19 protein-coding genes are annotated in these 16,699 nt (G+C 62.7%); 7 read left to right on the top strand and 12 right to left on the bottom strand.

All coding sequences use genetic code 11. The features are described from left to right. Positions 1–2: 2 nt before the first annotated feature. Positions 3–560, bottom strand: a complete 558-nt coding sequence (locus tag NKJ46_RS03250; protein WP_352661813.1) for a cytochrome c — start codon at positions 558–560, stop codon at positions 3–5. After that, entirely contained in the window at positions 557–955 is a 399-nt protein-coding gene (cueR, locus tag NKJ46_RS03245) for a Cu(I)-responsive transcriptional regulator (RefSeq protein WP_254819466.1), read from the bottom strand. Before cueR ends, NKJ46_RS03250 begins: the two co-directional genes overlap by 4 nt. Positions 956–997: 42 nt before the next feature. Here cueR and NKJ46_RS03240 point away from each other — a divergent pair, with 42 nt between their 5' ends. From NKJ46_RS03240 to NKJ46_RS03230, 3 genes are read left to right on the top strand one after another with little or no spacing between them, the layout of a single operon-like run. Continuing rightward, complete coding sequence (locus tag NKJ46_RS03240; protein ID WP_352661810.1) at positions 998–2,284, top strand: type III polyketide synthase; 1,287 nt, start codon at positions 998–1,000, stop codon at positions 2,282–2,284. After that, complete coding sequence (locus NKJ46_RS03235; RefSeq protein ID WP_352661807.1) at positions 2,281–2,994, top strand: methyltransferase domain-containing protein; 714 nt, start codon at positions 2,281–2,283, stop codon at positions 2,992–2,994. Before NKJ46_RS03240 ends, NKJ46_RS03235 begins: the two co-directional genes overlap by 4 nt. Further along, the gene (locus tag NKJ46_RS03230; protein WP_352661804.1) at positions 2,991–4,211 is read left to right on the top strand and encodes an NAD(P)/FAD-dependent oxidoreductase; all 1,221 of its coding nucleotides are present in this window, start codon (positions 2,991–2,993) and stop codon (positions 4,209–4,211) included. Before NKJ46_RS03235 ends, NKJ46_RS03230 begins: the two co-directional genes overlap by 4 nt. 122 nt (positions 4,212–4,333) lie before the next feature. On the opposite strand, the gene NKJ46_RS03225 is transcribed toward NKJ46_RS03230, so the two are convergent. From NKJ46_RS03225 to NKJ46_RS03185, 9 genes are all read right to left on the bottom strand, one after another. After that, positions 4,334–4,498 carry a hypothetical protein gene (locus tag NKJ46_RS03225; RefSeq protein WP_023720633.1) on the bottom strand — a complete coding sequence of 55 codons (165 nt, stop codon included), beginning with the start codon at positions 4,496–4,498 and terminating at the stop codon, positions 4,334–4,336. 116 nt (positions 4,499–4,614) lie between these two features. After that, complete coding sequence (locus NKJ46_RS03220) at positions 4,615–5,181, bottom strand: hypothetical protein (protein WP_352661801.1); 567 nt, start codon at positions 5,179–5,181, stop codon at positions 4,615–4,617. Next, positions 5,178–5,957, bottom strand: coding sequence for a DsbA family protein (locus tag NKJ46_RS03215; protein ID WP_352661798.1), 780 nt, complete (start codon positions 5,955–5,957; stop codon positions 5,178–5,180). The genes NKJ46_RS03220 and NKJ46_RS03215 overlap by 4 nt, the downstream gene beginning before the upstream one ends. Before the next feature lie 51 nt (positions 5,958–6,008). Continuing rightward, the gene (locus tag NKJ46_RS03210) at positions 6,009–6,827 is read right to left on the bottom strand and encodes an SCO family protein (RefSeq protein WP_352661795.1); all 819 of its coding nucleotides are present in this window, start codon (positions 6,825–6,827) and stop codon (positions 6,009–6,011) included. Further along, complete coding sequence (locus NKJ46_RS03205; RefSeq protein WP_352661792.1) at positions 6,760–7,287, bottom strand: TlpA family protein disulfide reductase; 528 nt, start codon at positions 7,285–7,287, stop codon at positions 6,760–6,762. The genes NKJ46_RS03210 and NKJ46_RS03205 overlap by 68 nt, the downstream gene beginning before the upstream one ends. Positions 7,288–7,294: 7 nt before the next feature. Continuing rightward, positions 7,295–7,735 carry a DUF411 domain-containing protein gene (locus tag NKJ46_RS03200; RefSeq protein WP_352661789.1) on the bottom strand — a complete coding sequence of 147 codons (441 nt, stop codon included), beginning with the start codon at positions 7,733–7,735 and terminating at the stop codon, positions 7,295–7,297. A 28-nt stretch (positions 7,736–7,763) separates the two neighbouring features. Continuing rightward, the gene (locus NKJ46_RS03195; RefSeq protein WP_352661786.1) at positions 7,764–9,191 is read right to left on the bottom strand and encodes a multicopper oxidase family protein; all 1,428 of its coding nucleotides are present in this window, start codon (positions 9,189–9,191) and stop codon (positions 7,764–7,766) included. Positions 9,192–9,321: 130 nt separating this feature from the next. Further along, positions 9,322–9,723: a hypothetical protein gene (locus NKJ46_RS03190; protein ID WP_352661784.1), complete on the bottom strand. Its 402-nt coding sequence runs from the start codon at positions 9,721–9,723 to the stop codon at positions 9,322–9,324. An 87-nt stretch (positions 9,724–9,810) separates the two neighbouring features. Then, complete coding sequence (locus NKJ46_RS03185) at positions 9,811–10,236, bottom strand: MerR family transcriptional regulator (RefSeq protein WP_352661782.1); 426 nt, start codon at positions 10,234–10,236, stop codon at positions 9,811–9,813. Positions 10,237–10,302: 66 nt separating this feature from the next. On the opposite strand from NKJ46_RS03185, the gene NKJ46_RS03180 reads away from it, so the two are divergent. The 3 genes from NKJ46_RS03180 (at position 10,303) to NKJ46_RS03170 (ending at position 14,742) form a co-directional block, all read left to right on the top strand. Beyond that, a complete protein-coding gene (locus NKJ46_RS03180) occupies positions 10,303–12,501 on the top strand; it encodes a heavy metal translocating P-type ATPase (protein WP_352661779.1) in 2,199 nt (732 codons plus the stop codon). A gap of 31 nt (positions 12,502–12,532) precedes the next feature. Beyond that, complete coding sequence (locus NKJ46_RS03175) at positions 12,533–13,129, top strand: cation efflux transmembrane domain-containing protein (protein ID WP_352661777.1); 597 nt, start codon at positions 12,533–12,535, stop codon at positions 13,127–13,129. Between the two features lie 173 nt (positions 13,130–13,302). Next, on the top strand, positions 13,303–14,742 hold the full coding sequence (locus NKJ46_RS03170; RefSeq protein WP_352661774.1) for an FAD-binding oxidoreductase: 1,440 nt from the start codon (positions 13,303–13,305) through the stop codon (positions 14,740–14,742). Positions 14,743–14,809: 67 nt separating this feature from the next. Here NKJ46_RS03170 and NKJ46_RS03165 read toward each other — a convergent pair whose 3' ends face one another. Beyond that, on the bottom strand, positions 14,810–15,232 hold the full coding sequence (locus tag NKJ46_RS03165; RefSeq protein WP_352661771.1) for a hypothetical protein: 423 nt from the start codon (positions 15,230–15,232) through the stop codon (positions 14,810–14,812). 187 nt (positions 15,233–15,419) lie between these two features. Here NKJ46_RS03165 and NKJ46_RS03160 point away from each other — a divergent pair, with 187 nt between their 5' ends. After that, a complete protein-coding gene (locus tag NKJ46_RS03160) occupies positions 15,420–16,232 on the top strand; it encodes a class I SAM-dependent methyltransferase (RefSeq protein ID WP_352661768.1) in 813 nt (270 codons plus the stop codon). The last annotated feature ends 467 nt before the right edge of the window (positions 16,233–16,699 follow it).

Below are 16,699 nucleotides of genomic sequence, written 5' to 3'. Positions count from 1 at the left end.
TATCACTCGACCTTTTGCCGGAATTTCGAATGGCAGCTCGAGCAATCCTGCAAGATGAGATGCAGGAGGTGCTCCGCCGGCAATTTAGTGGGATCGGCTTCCGCGAGTGACGGTCGCTTGCCAAGCAGGCTGCCGCCGCCCATTGCCAGGCCGGAACCCATTCTCATGTCGTCAGTGATGCGCGGCGGCGCCCGCGCGGCGTCGGAGGCCAGGGCGCTCGCCAGCGTCCCTATGTGACGGGCCAGCGCTTCGAACTCCGCGCGGGCGGGGTCGATATCCGGCTTGGCGCCTGAAGGCGCACCCAATGTCGCGCTGGGGAATTCGGCAATCAGGGCAGGGCCGGTGCGGGCGCGGATGGTCTCGGCCGCCGCCTTGAAAGCCGCGGCGTCGTACGCCCGCTTGCCGTCGAACATCCCGGCGATCGCCTTTGCCGCCGCGGCCATTTCCTTCATCGAGGCCTGGCGAGCCGCGATGACCGCATCACGGCTCGAATGGGCGGCAGCGAGCACGACAGAGACGCAGGCAAGAGACAGCACCGTTCCAGCGGCTGCGAGCCTCACTGGGCCACACCTTGTCCCGCCAGCTCGTCGATGATCGGGCAATCCGGCCGCTCGTCGCCGTGGCAGTGACTGACCAGATGGTGGAGCAAGCCGCGCAATCCGACCAGTTCGGCGATCTTCCTGTCGATCTCCACCAGCTTGGCTTTCGCGATCGCCTTCACGTCGGCGCTGTCACGTTCCCTATCTTGGTACAGCGACAGCAGCTGGCGGCATTCGTCGACCGAAAACCCCAGGCTGCGCGAGCGCTGCAGGAAGCGCAGCCGGTGAATATCGGCCGTCGAGTAATCGCGATAGCCATTGTCGGTCCGGGCCGGGTGCAAGAGCCCGATATCCTCGTAGTAACGGATCGTCTTGGCCGGCAGGCCGGATTTTTCGGATGCGACGCCGATGTTCATGGCGGAAATCTCCTTTGTCGGAGGAAATAGACCTTCCAGTAGATGGAAGGTCAACATGATGTGGCGATTTTGGACGCCCGACGCAACCGCCCGCCGGCTCCAACCGTTTGCTGCCAACAGCACATACTGGACCTTCGGGAAGAAATCAGTTTTCGGAAACGTTTATCGAACAGCGCTCAAACTCGGAGCCCACTCCGGGTGCCGATGAGCAAGGACCCTCCGGCGGCACGCTACACCGTGCAGACGTCGAGGAGACAGAACATGCCCGTCAACGCCTATATCAACCGGATCGCGACAGCGGTGCCGGAGCACGAGGTTCATCAATTCTACCTGCGTTTCGCGGCCTCCATGCTCGCGGCCGATCGCCGGAGGCTCTTCGAACGCATGGCCGATCTTGCCGGCATCGAGCACCGCTATTCCTGCTTTGCGCCGGCGTCCAACCCCGAAGGACCGTCCGCCGACCTGGCCGGGACCTTCATCCGCGGCGCGTTTCCCGGAACGGCCATGAGGATGGCGATGTTCGACGATGCCGCACCTGTTCTGGCGCAAAAGGGCATCGACGGATTGCAGCTTGGCGACGACGCTTCCCGCATCACCCATCTTATCGTCACCACCTGCACCGGCTTTTCGGCGCCGGGCATCGATCTCGAGCTGGTTGCGCGCTGCGGGCTGCCGGACAGCGTCGAACGCACAATGATCGGGTTCATGGGTTGCTATGCCGCGATCAACGGCCTCAAATTGGCCCGCCACATCGTCCGCTCCGACCCGCAGGCCAAGGTCCTGCTGGTCAATATCGAACTCTGCACGATGCATCTGCGCGAAACCACCGAGCTGGAAAAACTGCTGTCGTTCTGCCTTTGGGGCGACGGCTGCGCGGCTGCGCTCATTACTGCCGAGCCGGCCGGCATCGAGCTCGATAGCTTTCACTGTCTGGTGGCGAGGGAACGGCGGGACCTGATGCGCTGGAACATTCGCGACCACGGCTTCGAAATGGTTCTTTCCGGCCAGGTGCCGGCAGCGATTCATGAAGCGTTGCGGAACAGCCAGGCCGCCATCCTCGGCGGTCGATCGGCGGAAGACATCGACCTTTGGGCCGTGCACCCGGGTGGACGTTCGGTGCTCGACGCTGTCGAAAGGGCGCTGGAACTGGAGCCCACTGCGCTGGAACCATCGCGCGCGGTGTTGCGCCAATACGGGAACATGTCGTCCGCGACCGTCATGTTCGTGATGAAAGAGATGTTGAAGGCGCCACCCGGCCTGCTCGGCTGCGGCATGTCGTTCGGGCCCGGGCTGACTGCCGAAACCATGCTCTTTCGAACGGTGTCATGAGCGGCCTGGAGCATCGGCAGCTTGCGCCGGAAATCCTCGACGGACTTGCGGCCGACGATCCGCGAGCGCTGACCGCGCGCCGCGACCTTCGGCGCATCAACATGCTGATGTTTCAGGTGCCGATCATGACGTCGTTGCTCAAGAGGTTTGTGCCAAAGCCGCCACGCCGCATCCTGGAGATCGGCGCCGGCGATGGCTCCTTCATGCTTGCGGTGGCTCGGCGCATGGCCAGGCATTGGCCTGGGGTCGAACTGGCAATGCTCGACCGCGTCGACCTCGTCACCGCGCAATTGCGCGATGATTTTGACAGGCTGGGATGGAAGGCTGAAGGGATCACCGCCGATGTCTTCGACTGGACAGGAAAGTTCGAGGGCGCACGGTTCGACGCCGTCACCGTCAATCTGTTTCTGCACCATCTCGACGATGCCCAGCTCGTGCGCCTGTTTTCGCTGATCAGGCCGAAAGCCCCGTTGCTCATCGCGACCGAGCCGCTGCGGGCCAAACTGGCGCTGGCCGCGACCCGTCTTCTGCCGGCAATCGGCGCCAATGACGTCACACAAAACGACGCGGCGCAAAGCGTGCGTGCCGGCTTTCGCGGCAGCGAGCTTTCCGGCCTCTGGCTTGCGGCCAACGGCAAGCCAGTCGAGGAACGACGCGCCGGTCTGTTTTCCCACATCTTCGTCGGCGCCAGCGCCAGTGTCGAGCCATGACCGGATTGTCGACCCATGACGCCATCGTCATCGGCGCCGGCCCGGCGGGCACATCCGTCGCGCTCTCGCTGGCCCGGCGCGGATGGGCCGTGGCCATTGTGGAAAAGACCGCATTTCCGCGCCGCAAGGTCTGCGGCGAATATATCTCGGCAAGCAATCTTGCGCTTCTGGACCGGCTGGAGATCGGCGATGCCTGGTATGCCAATGCCGGCCCCGAAATCCGTCGCGTCGGCCTGTTTTCCGGCGAGACCTACGTCGAGGCGGCAATGCCACGTGCAGGAGCTGGGCTTCGTGCGAAAGATAGCTTCGGCCGGGCGCTCGGCCGGGACATTCTCGATTCCCTGCTTTTGCAGGCGGCACGCTCGGCGGGTGTCGAAATCTTTCAGCCCTGCCGCGCTGTCGCCATCGAGCGGGATGGCCAGATGCAACGGGTGCGAATTCAGGCCGGGGAGGAAACGACCATGTTGCGTGCGCCGGTGATTGTCGCCGCACACGGCTCGTGGGAACCAGGGCCGCTGTCCAGCCAGCTCGGAAAGGCAAATCGCCCCTCTGACCTGCTCGGCTTCAAGGCGCATTTCACCGGGTCGTCGCTGGCGCCGGATTTGATGCCTCTGCTGGCTTTTCCCGGCGGCTATGGCGGCATGGTCTCGGCGGATCACGGCCGGCTGTCGGTGTCGTGCTGCATTCGCCGCGATATGCTCGCGCGGTTGCGCAAGCAACATGGCCCCAAACGCCGGAGCCATGTGCCGGCCGCCGATGCGGTCTTCCGCCATCTCGTGGACTCATGCCGGGGCGTGAGAGACGCCCTGGAACCGGCGCTTCTCGACGGTCCGTGGCTTGCCGCAGGTCCGATCCGGCCGGGAATTCGCTCCTGCTACGAAGGGGACATCTTCCGCGTCGGCAATGCGGCCGGAGAGTCTCACCCAGTCATCGCCGAGGGCATCTCGATGGCGCTTCAGTCCGGCTGGTTGCTGGCTTGCGAACTCGCATCCGCGCCAAGTGGCCGGGCAGGGCGCGAGGCCGCCGCCAGACGCTATGAGGCGGCCTGGAAAAAACTGTTTTCGACGCGGGTCTACGCCGCCGCGGCTCTTGCCGGAATTGCCCTTCGCCCCGGTAGCGCCACCTTGATGGCGGCGATCGTCCGGAATTTCCCGCAGGCACTGACATTGGGCGCGCAACTGAGCGGCAAGACCAAGCCGGTTCCAGGCTTTGCCTGACGAGGGTGGGGCGTCGTGCTGCGCTGGTTCGCCTTACATGCCACCGCCACAGACGGCAGCGGTTGCCCCTTCTCCCCGGAATTTGCCATCACATAGTCGTATACCTGAAGGTATCTACGACTTCAGGTTCGCAGGTATTTGACCAGCGCTGCAATCGCGAGCAAGAGCGCGACGAACACCAGGACCCAGACGAGCGCCATGCCGCCCATCATCCATGTACCCATTGGACCATTCATCATTGCAATCACCTTTACGGTCAGTGAAGGCCCGCCTTCGTCGGTAAGCATCGGCGACTGCGAAGGCAATTAGCTCGCCGGGGAATTCGGTCAAGACGACGAGGAAACCCCGATCGGCCACCCTGCCGCCGTGTCCTGCCAACCGGAAGTGTCCTGTCCTTGCCGTCTCACATACCTCCGCCGCAGCCGTCCGAGAGATCCCAGACGTCGACGACCTGCTTGCCGGTGAAACCATGCTCGTGGATCAGGAACTTCGCCAATCCGCCATACACTTTCCAGCGCCAGCATGCGCAGCAGCATGGGCCTTTCTCGTTGGAATTGGCCATTGCATAGTCATAGGCCTGCTGCTCGTCGCCGGAGAGTTTCACATCGTAGTAGGGCAGCATCTTCTGTGCGATGCCGGCCGGAATGTCGTACGGATCGCTGGGGATCATTGCGATCTCGCGGTACTCGGCCAGGCCGCTCACCTGCTCGGCATAGCGCTTCGTCTCCATAGGGCTGCAGCACGAGCCCGTGATCCGCGACATCGCCGGCATGGTCGCGATCGACTCAGTGAACTTGGCCGAACACGTGCTGTTGCCGTTCTGGCTGAGATATTTGAAACGGCGCACCAGATCGGAATCCTCCGCGGCGATCGCCAAATCCGGCCTCTTGAGCAAGCCAACGACCGCAGCGATGCCAAAGGCGCTGCCCAGAACAACCGTCCGTCGGGTTAGGTAGCATATCCGGCTCATTTGCTGTTCCTCGCTTGCTCGATCAGTTTCTTCATTGTTGCGAGGTCGGTCGCGCCGGGGAAAATCTGCTCGCCAATGACGAAGCTTGGCGTTCCGCTGATCTTCAGCGCCTGGGCGAGTTGCGTATTCCGGTCGATCGACGCCTGGATATCGGGCCGCTGCATGTCGGCCTTCATTTTAGCCACGTCGAGCCCGACGTCGGCAGCGACCTTCAGCACGACCGCTTCGGTCACCCGCGTCTTCACCGCATACAAGGCCTTGTGGAATGCCATGTACTTGCCCTGGCGCACTGCGGCGAGAGCCGCCTTGGAAGCAAATACGGAATCCGTGCTGAGGATCGGGAATTCCTTGTAGACGATCCTGAGCTGCGGATCGTCGGCCATGGCTTGCGCCATGATCGGCGCAACTTGCCGGCAATAGGGGCAGTCATAGTCAAAGAACTCGACCATTGTGACGTCGCCTTCGGCGTTGCCGCCGACCGGGCTCGCCGGGTCCCGGAAAATCTCGTCGGCCCTGGCCGCCAGGGCGGCTTTCGCCTCTTTTGCCGCGGCCTCGCGCTGGCGGGCATCGAGGCTCTGCAGCGCCTCCATGACGACTTCGGGATGCGCGAGGATATAGTCGTGGATGCGCTGGTCGAACTGGTCCTGGGACATCTCGCCCGCGGCGATCGCCTGACCGTGAAGACCGAGCGCCAGCCAGACCGTCGCGCCGGCCAGGACGAAGGCACGGGCCATTTTGCCGATGGCTCCGCGCAATGGGTTGGACTTGTGGATCACAGGGTTCTCCTTCCCTCTGTTTCGCCGGACCGCCGGCATGTGAATGGTGCCTCAGAACATGCCCTTGATCTTCGCCCACCATCCCGTTTCCGGCTCATGGTGCGGGCGCTCGACATTGTTGGTGAGTGCATTGACGAAGGTGACAAGATTGACCGCGGCGAAATTCAGGCCATGGAAATTCGCCCGCCAGCGGCCCTCCTTGTCGATCACATGGGTGACGGTGCCGTGCATCTGATAACCATCATCCGTTAGCGTGAACTTGTGGCCGAAGGCTTCCGCCAGCTTCGGGGTCGCATCCTCCGGCTGATCTGGGGTCGTGGTCAGGAACAGCCAATTGATGGGATCGAGCCCGTGCGTCTGCCCGTATTTGCCGAGCACATCCGGCGTGTCCCTAGTCGGGTCGGTGGTGATGGTCACAAAGCTGACCTGACCTTTCATCGGCGTGCCGTTCACCATTTTCTGGACTTCGGCGATCTTCTCGGCATGCAGGGGGCACACATCCGGGCACGATGTGTAGATGAAGTGGAGGACGACCACCTTGCCGCGCAGGTCTGCCGTTCGCACGACACGCCCATCGGCGGTGCGCAGCGTGAATTCAGGCGCCGGCTTGTCGATCGTCTGGAAATATTTCTCGTCGCCCTCAAGCATGGCGTCGATTTCGTCGAGCGAGTGGGCTTGGGCCTGATACGAAAAGCCCACGGCCAGCGGCGCAATGGCAATAACGCCCAGCAGCAAACACCTCCACTCGTTCAAAGCCGATGCGACGCAGCGAGCCTTCAACCCGGACATATCTGTTCCTTTCTCACTCGGAGGCGATGCGGCTGCGGATGAAGTCGACCATGTCGGGCGCGTCCCATTCGGCCGGCCCAATCAGCCGGCCAATCTCCTTGCCATCGCGATTGATCAGCAGGGTTGCCGGAAGGCCGACGGTGCCGATGGCAAACATTGCCTTGCCCGAGACATCGATGTTGAGGGCGAGGAGCTTGATGCCGATCTCGGCAAAGAACTTCTTCACAATCTCAGGACCGGCACGGTCCATGGACAGCGCGACGACCTCGAAATCCGGACCGCCGAGTTTGGCCTGCAGACGATCGAGCGTCGGCATCTCCTTGCGGCAGGGCGCGCACCATGTCGCCCAGATGTTGAGCAGCACGACCTTGCCGTGGAAATCCGCAAGCGTTTTCGGCTTGCCGTTGCCGTCCTCGAAGCTGATTTCCGGCACCGCGACGGGCGCCTCGTGAACGACAAAGTTCTGCGGTGGCTCGGCGGCTGATGCCGGCAGCAAAAATGCCAGCAGCATGCCAATCAGGACCATGGCCAGTTTGCTCACAACAGCCTCACTCGGTCGCGTAGACGGTGGGTGCCTTGCCGTCCTTGGTGAAGGCGTAGACGACGAAAGGGCCTTGCTTCTCACCACCCATGCCCGGAGCGCCCGTCGGCATGCCGGCCAGCGTTATGCCGGTGATCGCCGGGCGTTCGGTCAAAAGCTTCTTGACGATCTCGACCGGCACCAGGCCATCGACGACATAGCCGTCGACCATCAGCGTGTGGCAGCCTTCGAGGTCAGCCGGCACGCCGGCATCGCTGCTGATCTGAGAGAGATTGTCGACCGGCTTGATGTCGATCTTGAAGCCGTTGTGCTCGAGATAGTTGGCGTAGGATTCGCAGCAGCTGCATTGCGGGTTCTTGTACATGACAGCGTTGATGGTGGCGGCGAAGGCCGGCAGCGGCGTTGCGATCAGCAGGGACAGTGCGGTTAGGCGGTAGGTCAGTTTCATTGCAGTTCTCCTTGGTTGGATAAAGCTTTCAGGTCACGCGGAACACTGTCATCAAGCCGGCCATCTGGTGATCGGCGACATGGCAGTGCAGCATCCAGTCACCGGGATTGTCGGCAACGAAGGCGCATTCGATCGTGTCCTTGGGGGCGAGCAGCACCGTGTCCTGCCATTGCCGGTGCGGCACTGGCGAACCATTGCGCGAAAGCACCGACAGGCTGAAGCCATGGACGTGCATGGGGTGCCACCAGGCGGTTTCGTTGCGCATGGTGAGACGGCAGGTGGCGCCGCGCGACAGTGTGAACTGCGGCGCCATGCCGGCGTGGCCATCGCCGGTCATCGACATGCCGTTGATTGCCCAGGCGGCGCTGTTCATGCCGGGCATCGCCATGCCCATCATGCCGCCGACGCCGGCCAGCTTGCCGCCGCCCATCATGCCGCCCTGCAGGACGATTTCATGCCGTTCGGCCCTGGCCAGGTCGGGGGCCGGCAGCGGATTGGCCGGCAAGCGAAGCGGCGCATCGAGAGGATGGTCGCGCAGCGGCGCTCCGGCGTCGTAGGCGAGCGTGGTCAGGGTGTAGGCGAGGCCATCGTAGTAATCGTCGATCACCGCGTGCCGGCTGCCGGGGTCGCCCTGCAGGTCGAGCTGGACATCGACGCGCATCGCAGGCGCCAGCACCAGGCGGCCGCTTTCAGGCTCGTGCGGATCGCAGGGCTGGCCGTCGATGGCGATGACAACCGGCCGGTGGCCTTCGAAGCTCAGAGCCATGATGCGGGCGAGCGATGCATTGGCCAGCCGCAGCCGGAGGCGCTCGCCGGTCCGCACCTTCTGGTCCGCCGGGCGCGCGCCGTTGAGGGTCACGAGACCGCCGACGCGGCCGGACATGGCGGCATCCATCGCGCTGCCGAAGCCGGCGGCGATCTGTCCATCGGCCGCAAGCCGCCAGTCTTGCAGCAGCCACAGAATGTCGCGGTCGACGGCGATCGGCTCGGCCTCCTCGACGATCAGCGCGCCGGCAAGGCCACGACCGAGCTGAACCAGGCTGTTGGCGTGCGGGTGATACCAGAAGGTGCCGGCATCGGGCGGGGTGAATTCATAAGTAAAGTTTTCATCTGGCCTGATCGGCTTCTGCGTCAGGCCGGGTACTCCGTCCATCGCGTTCGGCAGCCGGATGCCGTGCCAGTGAACCGTGGTGTCTTCGCCCAGTCCGTTCTCGACGACGATGCGAGCGGGCCGCCCCTGGCGCAAGCGCAGTGTCGGGCCCGGGACCGTGCCATCATAGGCCCATACCGGAGTGCGCGGACCATCGGGGCCGGTGAGCCGTGCCTGGCCCGGCGCCACCCTGATCCGGTGTTCGTCGGTAGCCAGTGCAGGGCGGATCGCTGCGGAGGCGGCAATGCTCGCTGCCGCAAACAGGAATTTGCGGCGCGTTATGGGCGGACTTGAAACGGAATTCACTCTTGTGACCCTTGCGGTAACCGACGGCGAACGTCGCGACATCGATTGAATTGCTGCCGCGCCCGCTGCGCGGTACACGCAAGCGGGCGATCAGACGCCGTCAATCAACCGCGGAAACGGCAGAACGGCGTCAGACGAGAGCGCTGGGTCTTGGAGGGAATGGCTCGGGCAGCAGACTTCGCCCATGCAGGAACGCGGCGGGAAGCGCCGGCGGCAGCTCGGCCTGCGGCAGTCCCGTTACAGGGAGAGCTTCCGGCAGCACCGCCAGAACCGGTGCGACGCAGGTCGGCGCACATTGCATCGGTTTGTCGTTGTCGGCTGAGCTCTTGAGGCAAGCGCTGCAGTCGCCGCCCTTGGCATCGGCCATCTTGGCCATGTCGGTGGTGCCGGCATCTGCGACCATCATCATGCGGCTGTCGATCGCCATCCTCGCCGACATGACGGCAGCCTGGGCGGCGGACAGGCTGAACCCGGCGGTCACGAGAACCGCAAGCAGCATGACCAGGAGGCGTTTTGGCGACAGACCTGCCATCATCCGCTCAGGTTGACTGCAAAGCGCGGCTTTTGCAAGCTCCGCATGCTGCGACATCGGCGCTGCTGCGAGCTCTGGTCTGGCAAATCAATGACGAGGATGCTCACATTGATCGTGATCTGAAAGCACCTCGATCACACGGCATTCGCAGACTTTCCCCCGGCGGCAGCCCTCAACCATCAGCTCCAGCTCGATCTTCAATGCGGTAAGGCTGCGTATTCGCTGGACGACCTCGGCCAGACGGGCTTGGGCGATGGCGTCGGCGGTTCCACAGGGCTGGTGGGGATCATCCTGCAACGTCAGCAGCGTCCTGATGGCCTCGATGTCGAACCCAAGCTCGCGCGCGTGCCTGATGAAGGCGAGCCGGCGCAAATCGGCCGCTTCATAATGCCGGCGATTAGCTTCGCTGCGGGCAGGGGCTGGAAGCAAATCGATCTGCTCATAGTAGCGGATGGTTGGAACCTTCACGCCGCTGCGTCGGGCTGCTTCACCGATGGTCACACCTGCTGACATTTTTTCGCTTGCTCCTCTAGTCACTAGAGGATGTAGCGTCGCGTTGAAAGTTACAAGGGGTGCGAGATGGCTGCGATCGGACAAGAGACAAAATTCCGGGTGGAAGGCATGGATTGCGCCAGCTGTGCCAGCAAAATCGATACCGCCGTGCGGTGGATGCCTGGTGTGCAGGATGTTAGCGTATCCGTTTCGGTAGGCATTCTGACGGTCCTTCATACTCCCGAAAGCAATCTTGACGCGATCGAGAGGAAAGTCACCGGCCTCGGCTACGCTGTTGCACCGGTGACCGCCAAGTCTGGAGCGCCGGCCTCCGATCAATTGGCCGACCATGACCACAGAACGCACAGTCACGACAAGAAATTAGCGGGATTGCATGGCAACGATGATGCGCCAATGTCGGGGCCATGGTGGAACAGCGCCAAGGGCGGCTTGACCATCGCCAATGGTGTCGCCTTAGCGGTGGCTTTTGCGGTTTATTACATGTGGCCGGCCACTGACTCCTGGGCTTTCATCGCCGCTATGCTGATTGGGCTGGTGCCGATCGCGCGCCGGGCCGTCATGGCCGCACTCGCCGGCATTCCGTTCACAATCGAAATGCTGATGACCATCGCGGCCGCCGGTGCCGTGATCATCGGCGCCGGCGAGGAAGCGGCGACGGTGGTCCTCCTGTTCCTAATCGGCGAGCTTCTGGAAGGGGTGGCTGCCGGGAAGGCGCGTTCCGGCATCCAAGCGCTCACCACACTGGTTCCCAAGACCGCGCTGGTCGAAGAGGATGGGAGGAGCCGCGAGGTGCGGGCCGAAAGCCTGGCCGTGGGCGCTATCATCCTGGTGCGGCCGGGCGACCGGATTCCGGCTGATGGCGAGATCACCGAAGGGGGGAGCGCCATTGATGAATCTCCTGTTTCGGGTGAAAGCGTCCCGGGGGGCAAGAAGGTTGGCGACACGGTTTTTGCCGGCACTATCAACGGCGACGGCGTGCTGCGCATCAAGGTGACGGCGGCCGCCGCCGACAACACGATTGCGCGGGTCGTCAAGCTCGTCGAGGAGGCGCAGGAAAGCAAGGCGCCCACCGAGCGGTTCATCGACCGTTTCTCACGCTGGTACATGCCCGGCGTGGTCGCCGTCGCGTTGCTCGTCGCGATCATGCCACCGCTGCTCCTTGGCGGCGATTGGAACGAATGGATTTACAAAGGTCTGGCGCTGCTGCTCATCGGCTGTCCGTGCGCGTTGGTCATTTCTGTGCCGGCGGCAATTGCCGCGTCGCTTTCGGCGGGCGCCCGGCGCGGCCTGCTGATGAAGGGCGGCGCGGTGCTGGAAGGGCTCGGCACTATCACTGCCGTGGCGCTCGACAAGACCGGCACGCTGACGCTCGGCAAGCCACAGGTCACCGATGTCGTTGCAGTGGGCGCCAGTGAACGTCAGGTCCTTTCCCTCGCGGCAGCGCTTGAGACCGGCTCAAGCCATCCCCTCGCTTTGGCCATCCTCCAAAGGGCTGGTTTCGACAAGGTTCCCGTGCCGCCTGCGGCTGATGCCAAGGCGCTCGGCGGCAAAGGGGTAATCGGTCGTGTCGGCGGCAAAAGCCTGTTTCTGGGCTCGACGGTCGCTGCCGGCGAGATAAGCCCGCTGCCGGCCGACCAGGTTGCACGCATCGCGGCCTTCAACGATGAAGGAAAATCGGTGTCGGTGCTGCTAATCGACGACGCTCTTGCCGGCTTCATCGCCATGCGCGACGAACCCCGGCCGGACGCGTTCGCCGGGCTGAAGGCGCTGACTGACGCTGGTATCAAAACAGTCATGTTGACCGGTGACAACAAGCGCACCGCCGCTGCCATCGGCAAACAACTCGGCATTGAGGTGCTCGCCGGATTGATGCCGGAGGACAAGCAGCGCATCGTTGTCGAGTTGAAGGGGCAGGGGCTCAGGGTCGCCAAGGTCGGAGATGGCATCAACGATGCGCCGGCACTTGCGGCGGCCGATGTCGGCATCGCCATGGGTGGCGGCACCGATGTCGCTCTTGAAACGGCTGACGCAGCGGTGCTGCATGGACGCGTCGGTGACGTCGCCGCCATGATCAGGCTGTCCCAAGCAACCATGGCCAACATCAAACAGAACATTACAATGGCATTGGGGCTGAAGGCGGTGTTCCTGGTGACGACGATCGCCGGCATTACCGGCCTTTGGCCCGCCATCCTCGCCGACACCGGGGCGACGGTGCTGGTGACAGCGAATGCCGTGCGGCTGTTGCGTTGGAAAAACAACTGGTAAGAGCACCAACGGCATCACATCGGGACAGACCATGCAGCAAGCCATTACGTCGGACGGCCTTCGCCGGGTGGTGCTTGTCGTCGCGCTGTTGAACCTCGGCTATTTCGGCATTGAATTCGCCGTGGCGCTGGCGATCGGCTCGGTGTCGCTGTTCGCCGATAGCGTCGATTTCCTGGAAGATGCCTCGGTCAATCTCCTCATACTGCTCGCCATGGGATGGTCGCTGCGTGCCCGCTCGCGGGTCGGCATGGCGCTGGCGCTTATCCTGCTGGTGCCCGGCCTGGCGACGCTGTGGACCGCGTGGGAAAAGTTCAACATGCCGGTGCCGCCGCAGCCAACGGCGCTGACGCTGGCAGGGCTAGGCGCCTTGGCGGTCAACCTGTCATGCGCCTACATGCTGGCGCGCTACCGCCGTTACAGCGGCAGTCTTACCAGAGCGGCATTCCTCTCGGCCCGCAACGACGCCGTCGCCAACATCGCGATCATACTGGCCGGGTTGGTGACGGCTTTCCTATGGCGATCGGCATGGCCGGATCTGATCGTCGGCCTGGGAATCGCGGCACTGAATGCAGACGCCGCGCGCGAGGTCTGGGAGGCCGCTCGGGAAGAACACCGAGCCGTTTCGTGAAGCCAAATGTCCAGCGCGGCGCCGGCTTGCGAATGCGCCGATGCAGGGGCGCCAATGCAGGCCCGCAGACCGGTCTGCGGTCATCCATAAACTTGCGTGATTTCTAATATAAGCGCACACTTGCAAAGCGGGCGGAGGGAGAAACGGCTCATAAGTAAATCGGGAGGAAAGCCATGGACAGCATGAGCCTCACCACACTTGAGCGCGGCACGACGACCGTCGACGCCGCAGCCCTGGAGGCGTTTTCGGCGCAGTTGCGTGGCACCATGCTTAGGGAAGGCGATGCCGCCTATGACGAAGCACGGACGATCTGGAATGCCATGATCGATCGGCGGCCGGGACTGATCGTGCGCTGCGCCGGCGCCGCCGATGTTATCGCCGCTGTGAATTTTGCCAGGGAAAACCGGCTTCTGCTTGCGGTCCGCGGCGGCGGCCACAACATTGCCGGCAACGCCGTGTGCGATGGCGGCCTGGTGATCGATCTGTCGCCGATGAAGTCGGTGCGGGTCGATCCGGCGACGCGGCGGGCATGGGTGGAACCTGGAGCGACGCTCGCCGATGTGGACAGGGAAACACAGGCGTTTGAACTGGCAGTGCCGACCGGGATCAACTCGACGACCGGCATCGCAGGCCTGACGCTGGGCGGCGGCTTCGGCTGGATCACGCGGAAATTCGGCATGACCATCGACAGTCTTCTCTCCGCCGACGTGGTCACCGCAGACGGCAAGCTTTTGCGCGCCAGCCAGACGGAAAATCCGGACCTGTTCTGGGCGCTGCGCGGTGGCGGCGGCAATTTCGGCGTCGTCACGGCCTTCGAGTTTAAGCTCCATCAGGTCGGTCCACAGGTCCTGTCGGGACTTGTCGTTCATCCTTTTGCCGATGCAGAAAACGTGCTGCGTGAGTACCGGGCGGCGCTTGAAGCGGCGCCCAATGAGTTGACCTGCTGGGTGGTCATGCGGCAGGCGCCGCCGCTGCCGTTCCTGCCGGCGCAATGGCATGGCAAGGAGGTGCTGGTCCTGGCTATGTGCTATTGCGGCGACCTCCAGGAGGGCGAGAAGGCGACGCAAAGGCTTCGCGCCATCGGCACACCGATTGCCGATGTTGTCGGTCCTAACCCGTTCACCGGCTGGGAGCAGGCATTCGATCCGCTGCTGGCGCCAGGCGCTCGAAACTACTGGAAGAGCCATGACTTCACCGAGCTGTCCGACAGCGCGATCGAGGTCGTCACGGCCGCGATACCCCGGCTTCCGGGGCCGGAATGCGAGATATTCTTCGCCCATCTCGGCGGTGCCGCGGGCCGTGTGACAGCGGATGCAACGGCGTTTCCGCAACGCAGCGCGCACTACGTCATGAATGTTCACGCGCGCTGGCGCGAACCGGCAATGGACCGCGCCTGCATCGACTGGGCGCGCGGCATCTATGAAGGCACGAGGCCCTTCGCCGCTGGCACGGTCTACGTCAACTTCATGCCGGACGACGAAGTCGACCGGGTCGCAGCCGCCTATGGCGGAAACCATCAGCGGCTTCTGGAGATCAAGCAGCGCTATGATCCGCTGAACCTGTTCCGCATGAACCAGAATTTGCGTCCCCTGGAGAATTTGCGCGCCGCTTAGGCCAGGCAGATCATCAAAAGGCCCGCGTCTCCGAAGAGGGGCGCGGGCCGGTTTTCGTTGGCATGCGCTAGGCAGGTATCAAGACGGCGATACGGTGGATGCCGACCACCTTGCTGGTGTTGGCTGCCTCGTCGGTCTTGCCCTTGGAGCAGGTATAGACGTCACCTTCCTTGAGCTTGAATTGCTTGTCGGCTTTCTTGATGGTGAATTCACCGGCGGTAATGGTGCACACCATGTCGTTGTCCATTACCATTGCAGGAGCGGCTGCTCCCGGCTGAAAGACGATATCGACAATTGAGATGCTCTTGTAGGCGGGGATATCGGAATTGCCCGTGCCGACCTCAACGAGCCTGACGCCAGGGGCTATCTCCTTGCCTTCCTTCGGGCCGTATTTCTTGACCTTTGCAGCAGCCGCCAGCGTGAACAAAGGCATTACCGCGGCCGCCGTCACGCCGAGCGCGATTGCAGACCTGCGATTTATGGTTTTCATCGCATCCTCCCATTGTATTGGCCATGCACCAATGCGCATGGCCGCAATATATTAACACATATGCAGGTAATTGCAGCACGGCGTTCCGGAGCTTCCGGGAGCGAAACGCCTCGCGGTCGAATGCGACCGAATAGCAAACAATTCCATGCTATGCTGGCGAGCCATCAAACGGGCGACGGGGATAGCAATGTTGGAAACGGACAAGGTGTTCGCTGGCTCAATTCCGGAAAACTACGACCGCTATATGGTGCCTTTGATTTTCGAGCCGTTCGCCGCAGATCTTGCACGACGAGCAGCGTCGTTGTCGCCAAGCGCCGTTTTGGAAACCGCCGCAGGCACCGGGGTTGTCACCCGCGCATTGGCGCCAAAACTGTCCACCGGTGCAAGCTATGTCGTAACCGACCTCAACCAGCCGATGCTCGACTATGCCGCTTCGCGGCAAGCTCCCGACGATCGCATCAAATGGCGTCAAGCTGATGCTCTGGCGCTGCCGTTTGAAAATGCGACCTTTGATCTCGTTTGTTGTCAGTTCGGTGCGATGTTCTTTCCCAACCGCTCATCTGCCTACCGCGAGGCCCGGCGAGTCCTGAAACCCGGAGGACATTTTCTATTCAGCGTATGGGATCGCATCGAAGAGAATGTATTTGCCGACGATGTGACGAATGCTCTGGCGAGGATTTTTCCGAACGATCCGCCGCGCTTTCTGGCACGCACGCCGCATGGCTACCACGATACGGCACTGATCCGCAGCGAGCTGGAGGACGCAGGTTTTTCCGGTGTGGTGATCGAGACGAGGGCCGAACAAAGCCGTGCCTCCTCGCCGCGCCTTCCGGCCGTTGCTTATTGCCAGGGTACTCTGCTTCGCAACGAAATCGAGGCCAGAGAGGCGGGAAAGCTGGACGCTGCAACCGATTATGCCGCAGCCGCGATTGCAGACAGGCATGGCAGCGGCGAGGTTGCTGCCAAAATTCAGGCTCACATAATCATGGCTGTAGCCTAGGTGTTTGAATATCCCGTTCCAGCCTTCGCGACATTCAGCTGCTATGCAGCAAACATCTTGCCGCTATCCCAAATTCTCAGACGTTAACCGTTCATTCGCCCGCGTGGCAGTCGACAAGTGGCAGTTCGACAAGTGGCCGTTGACCGATAGCCGGGGCTTGATGGCGGCGGCTGCCGGCCGCGCGATTCTGGAAGGCCCGACTTCATTTTGGCAGCCATGGCCAACTCCGCCCAGCAAGGTCTAGTCATTTCGCTTTCTTGACTCGGCCGACAAAAACGGGCAGCAAAGTCATCATTGGAGGGCAGTTTTGCCAACTATGCAGGTTTTGGAGGGCGTTTTTCGGTGTGACCGTCGCCCAATCGGCGGTCGGTAGAGGGATTGGTTAACCAACTTTGTCCATCTTTTGAATCAATCGGCAACAGACGCGAAGTGTGCTGGGGGCACCAGGCGAACTGTGAATGTCACGG

The sequence above is a fragment of the Mesorhizobium sp. M0166 genome (genome assembly GCF_040322255.1).
GTDB lineage: Bacteria > Pseudomonadota > Alphaproteobacteria > Rhizobiales > Rhizobiaceae > Mesorhizobium.
Note: the sequence above shows the minus strand (reverse complement) of the source record. Positions and strands in the feature narration are given on the sequence as shown.

Coding starts and splice junctions, on each gene's coding strand:
- cueR (WP_254819466.1), bottom strand. CDS start 955: ATGAACATCGGCGTCGCATCCGAAAAATCCGGCCTGCCGGCCAAGACG.
- NKJ46_RS03240 (WP_352661810.1), top strand. CDS start 998: ATGGAAGGTCAACATGATGTGGCGATTTTGGACGCCCGACGCAACCGC.
- NKJ46_RS03235 (WP_352661807.1), top strand. CDS start 2,281: ATGAGCGGCCTGGAGCATCGGCAGCTTGCGCCGGAAATCCTCGACGGA.
- NKJ46_RS03230 (WP_352661804.1), top strand. CDS start 2,991: ATGACCGGATTGTCGACCCATGACGCCATCGTCATCGGCGCCGGCCCG.
- NKJ46_RS03225 (WP_023720633.1), bottom strand. CDS start 4,498: ATGCTTACCGACGAAGGCGGGCCTTCACTGACCGTAAAGGTGATTGCA.
- NKJ46_RS03220 (WP_352661801.1), bottom strand. CDS start 5,181: ATGAGCCGGATATGCTACCTAACCCGACGGACGGTTGTTCTGGGCAGC.
- NKJ46_RS03200 (WP_352661789.1), bottom strand. CDS start 7,735: ATGAAACTGACCTACCGCCTAACCGCACTGTCCCTGCTGATCGCAACG.
- NKJ46_RS03190 (WP_352661784.1), bottom strand. CDS start 9,723: ATGGCAGGTCTGTCGCCAAAACGCCTCCTGGTCATGCTGCTTGCGGTT.
- NKJ46_RS03185 (WP_352661782.1), bottom strand. CDS start 10,236: ATGTCAGCAGGTGTGACCATCGGTGAAGCAGCCCGACGCAGCGGCGTG.
- NKJ46_RS03180 (WP_352661779.1), top strand. CDS start 10,303: ATGGCTGCGATCGGACAAGAGACAAAATTCCGGGTGGAAGGCATGGAT.
- NKJ46_RS03175 (WP_352661777.1), top strand. CDS start 12,533: ATGCAGCAAGCCATTACGTCGGACGGCCTTCGCCGGGTGGTGCTTGTC.
- NKJ46_RS03170 (WP_352661774.1), top strand. CDS start 13,303: ATGGACAGCATGAGCCTCACCACACTTGAGCGCGGCACGACGACCGTC.
- NKJ46_RS03165 (WP_352661771.1), bottom strand. CDS start 15,232: ATGAAAACCATAAATCGCAGGTCTGCAATCGCGCTCGGCGTGACGGCG.
- NKJ46_RS03160 (WP_352661768.1), top strand. CDS start 15,420: ATGTTGGAAACGGACAAGGTGTTCGCTGGCTCAATTCCGGAAAACTAC.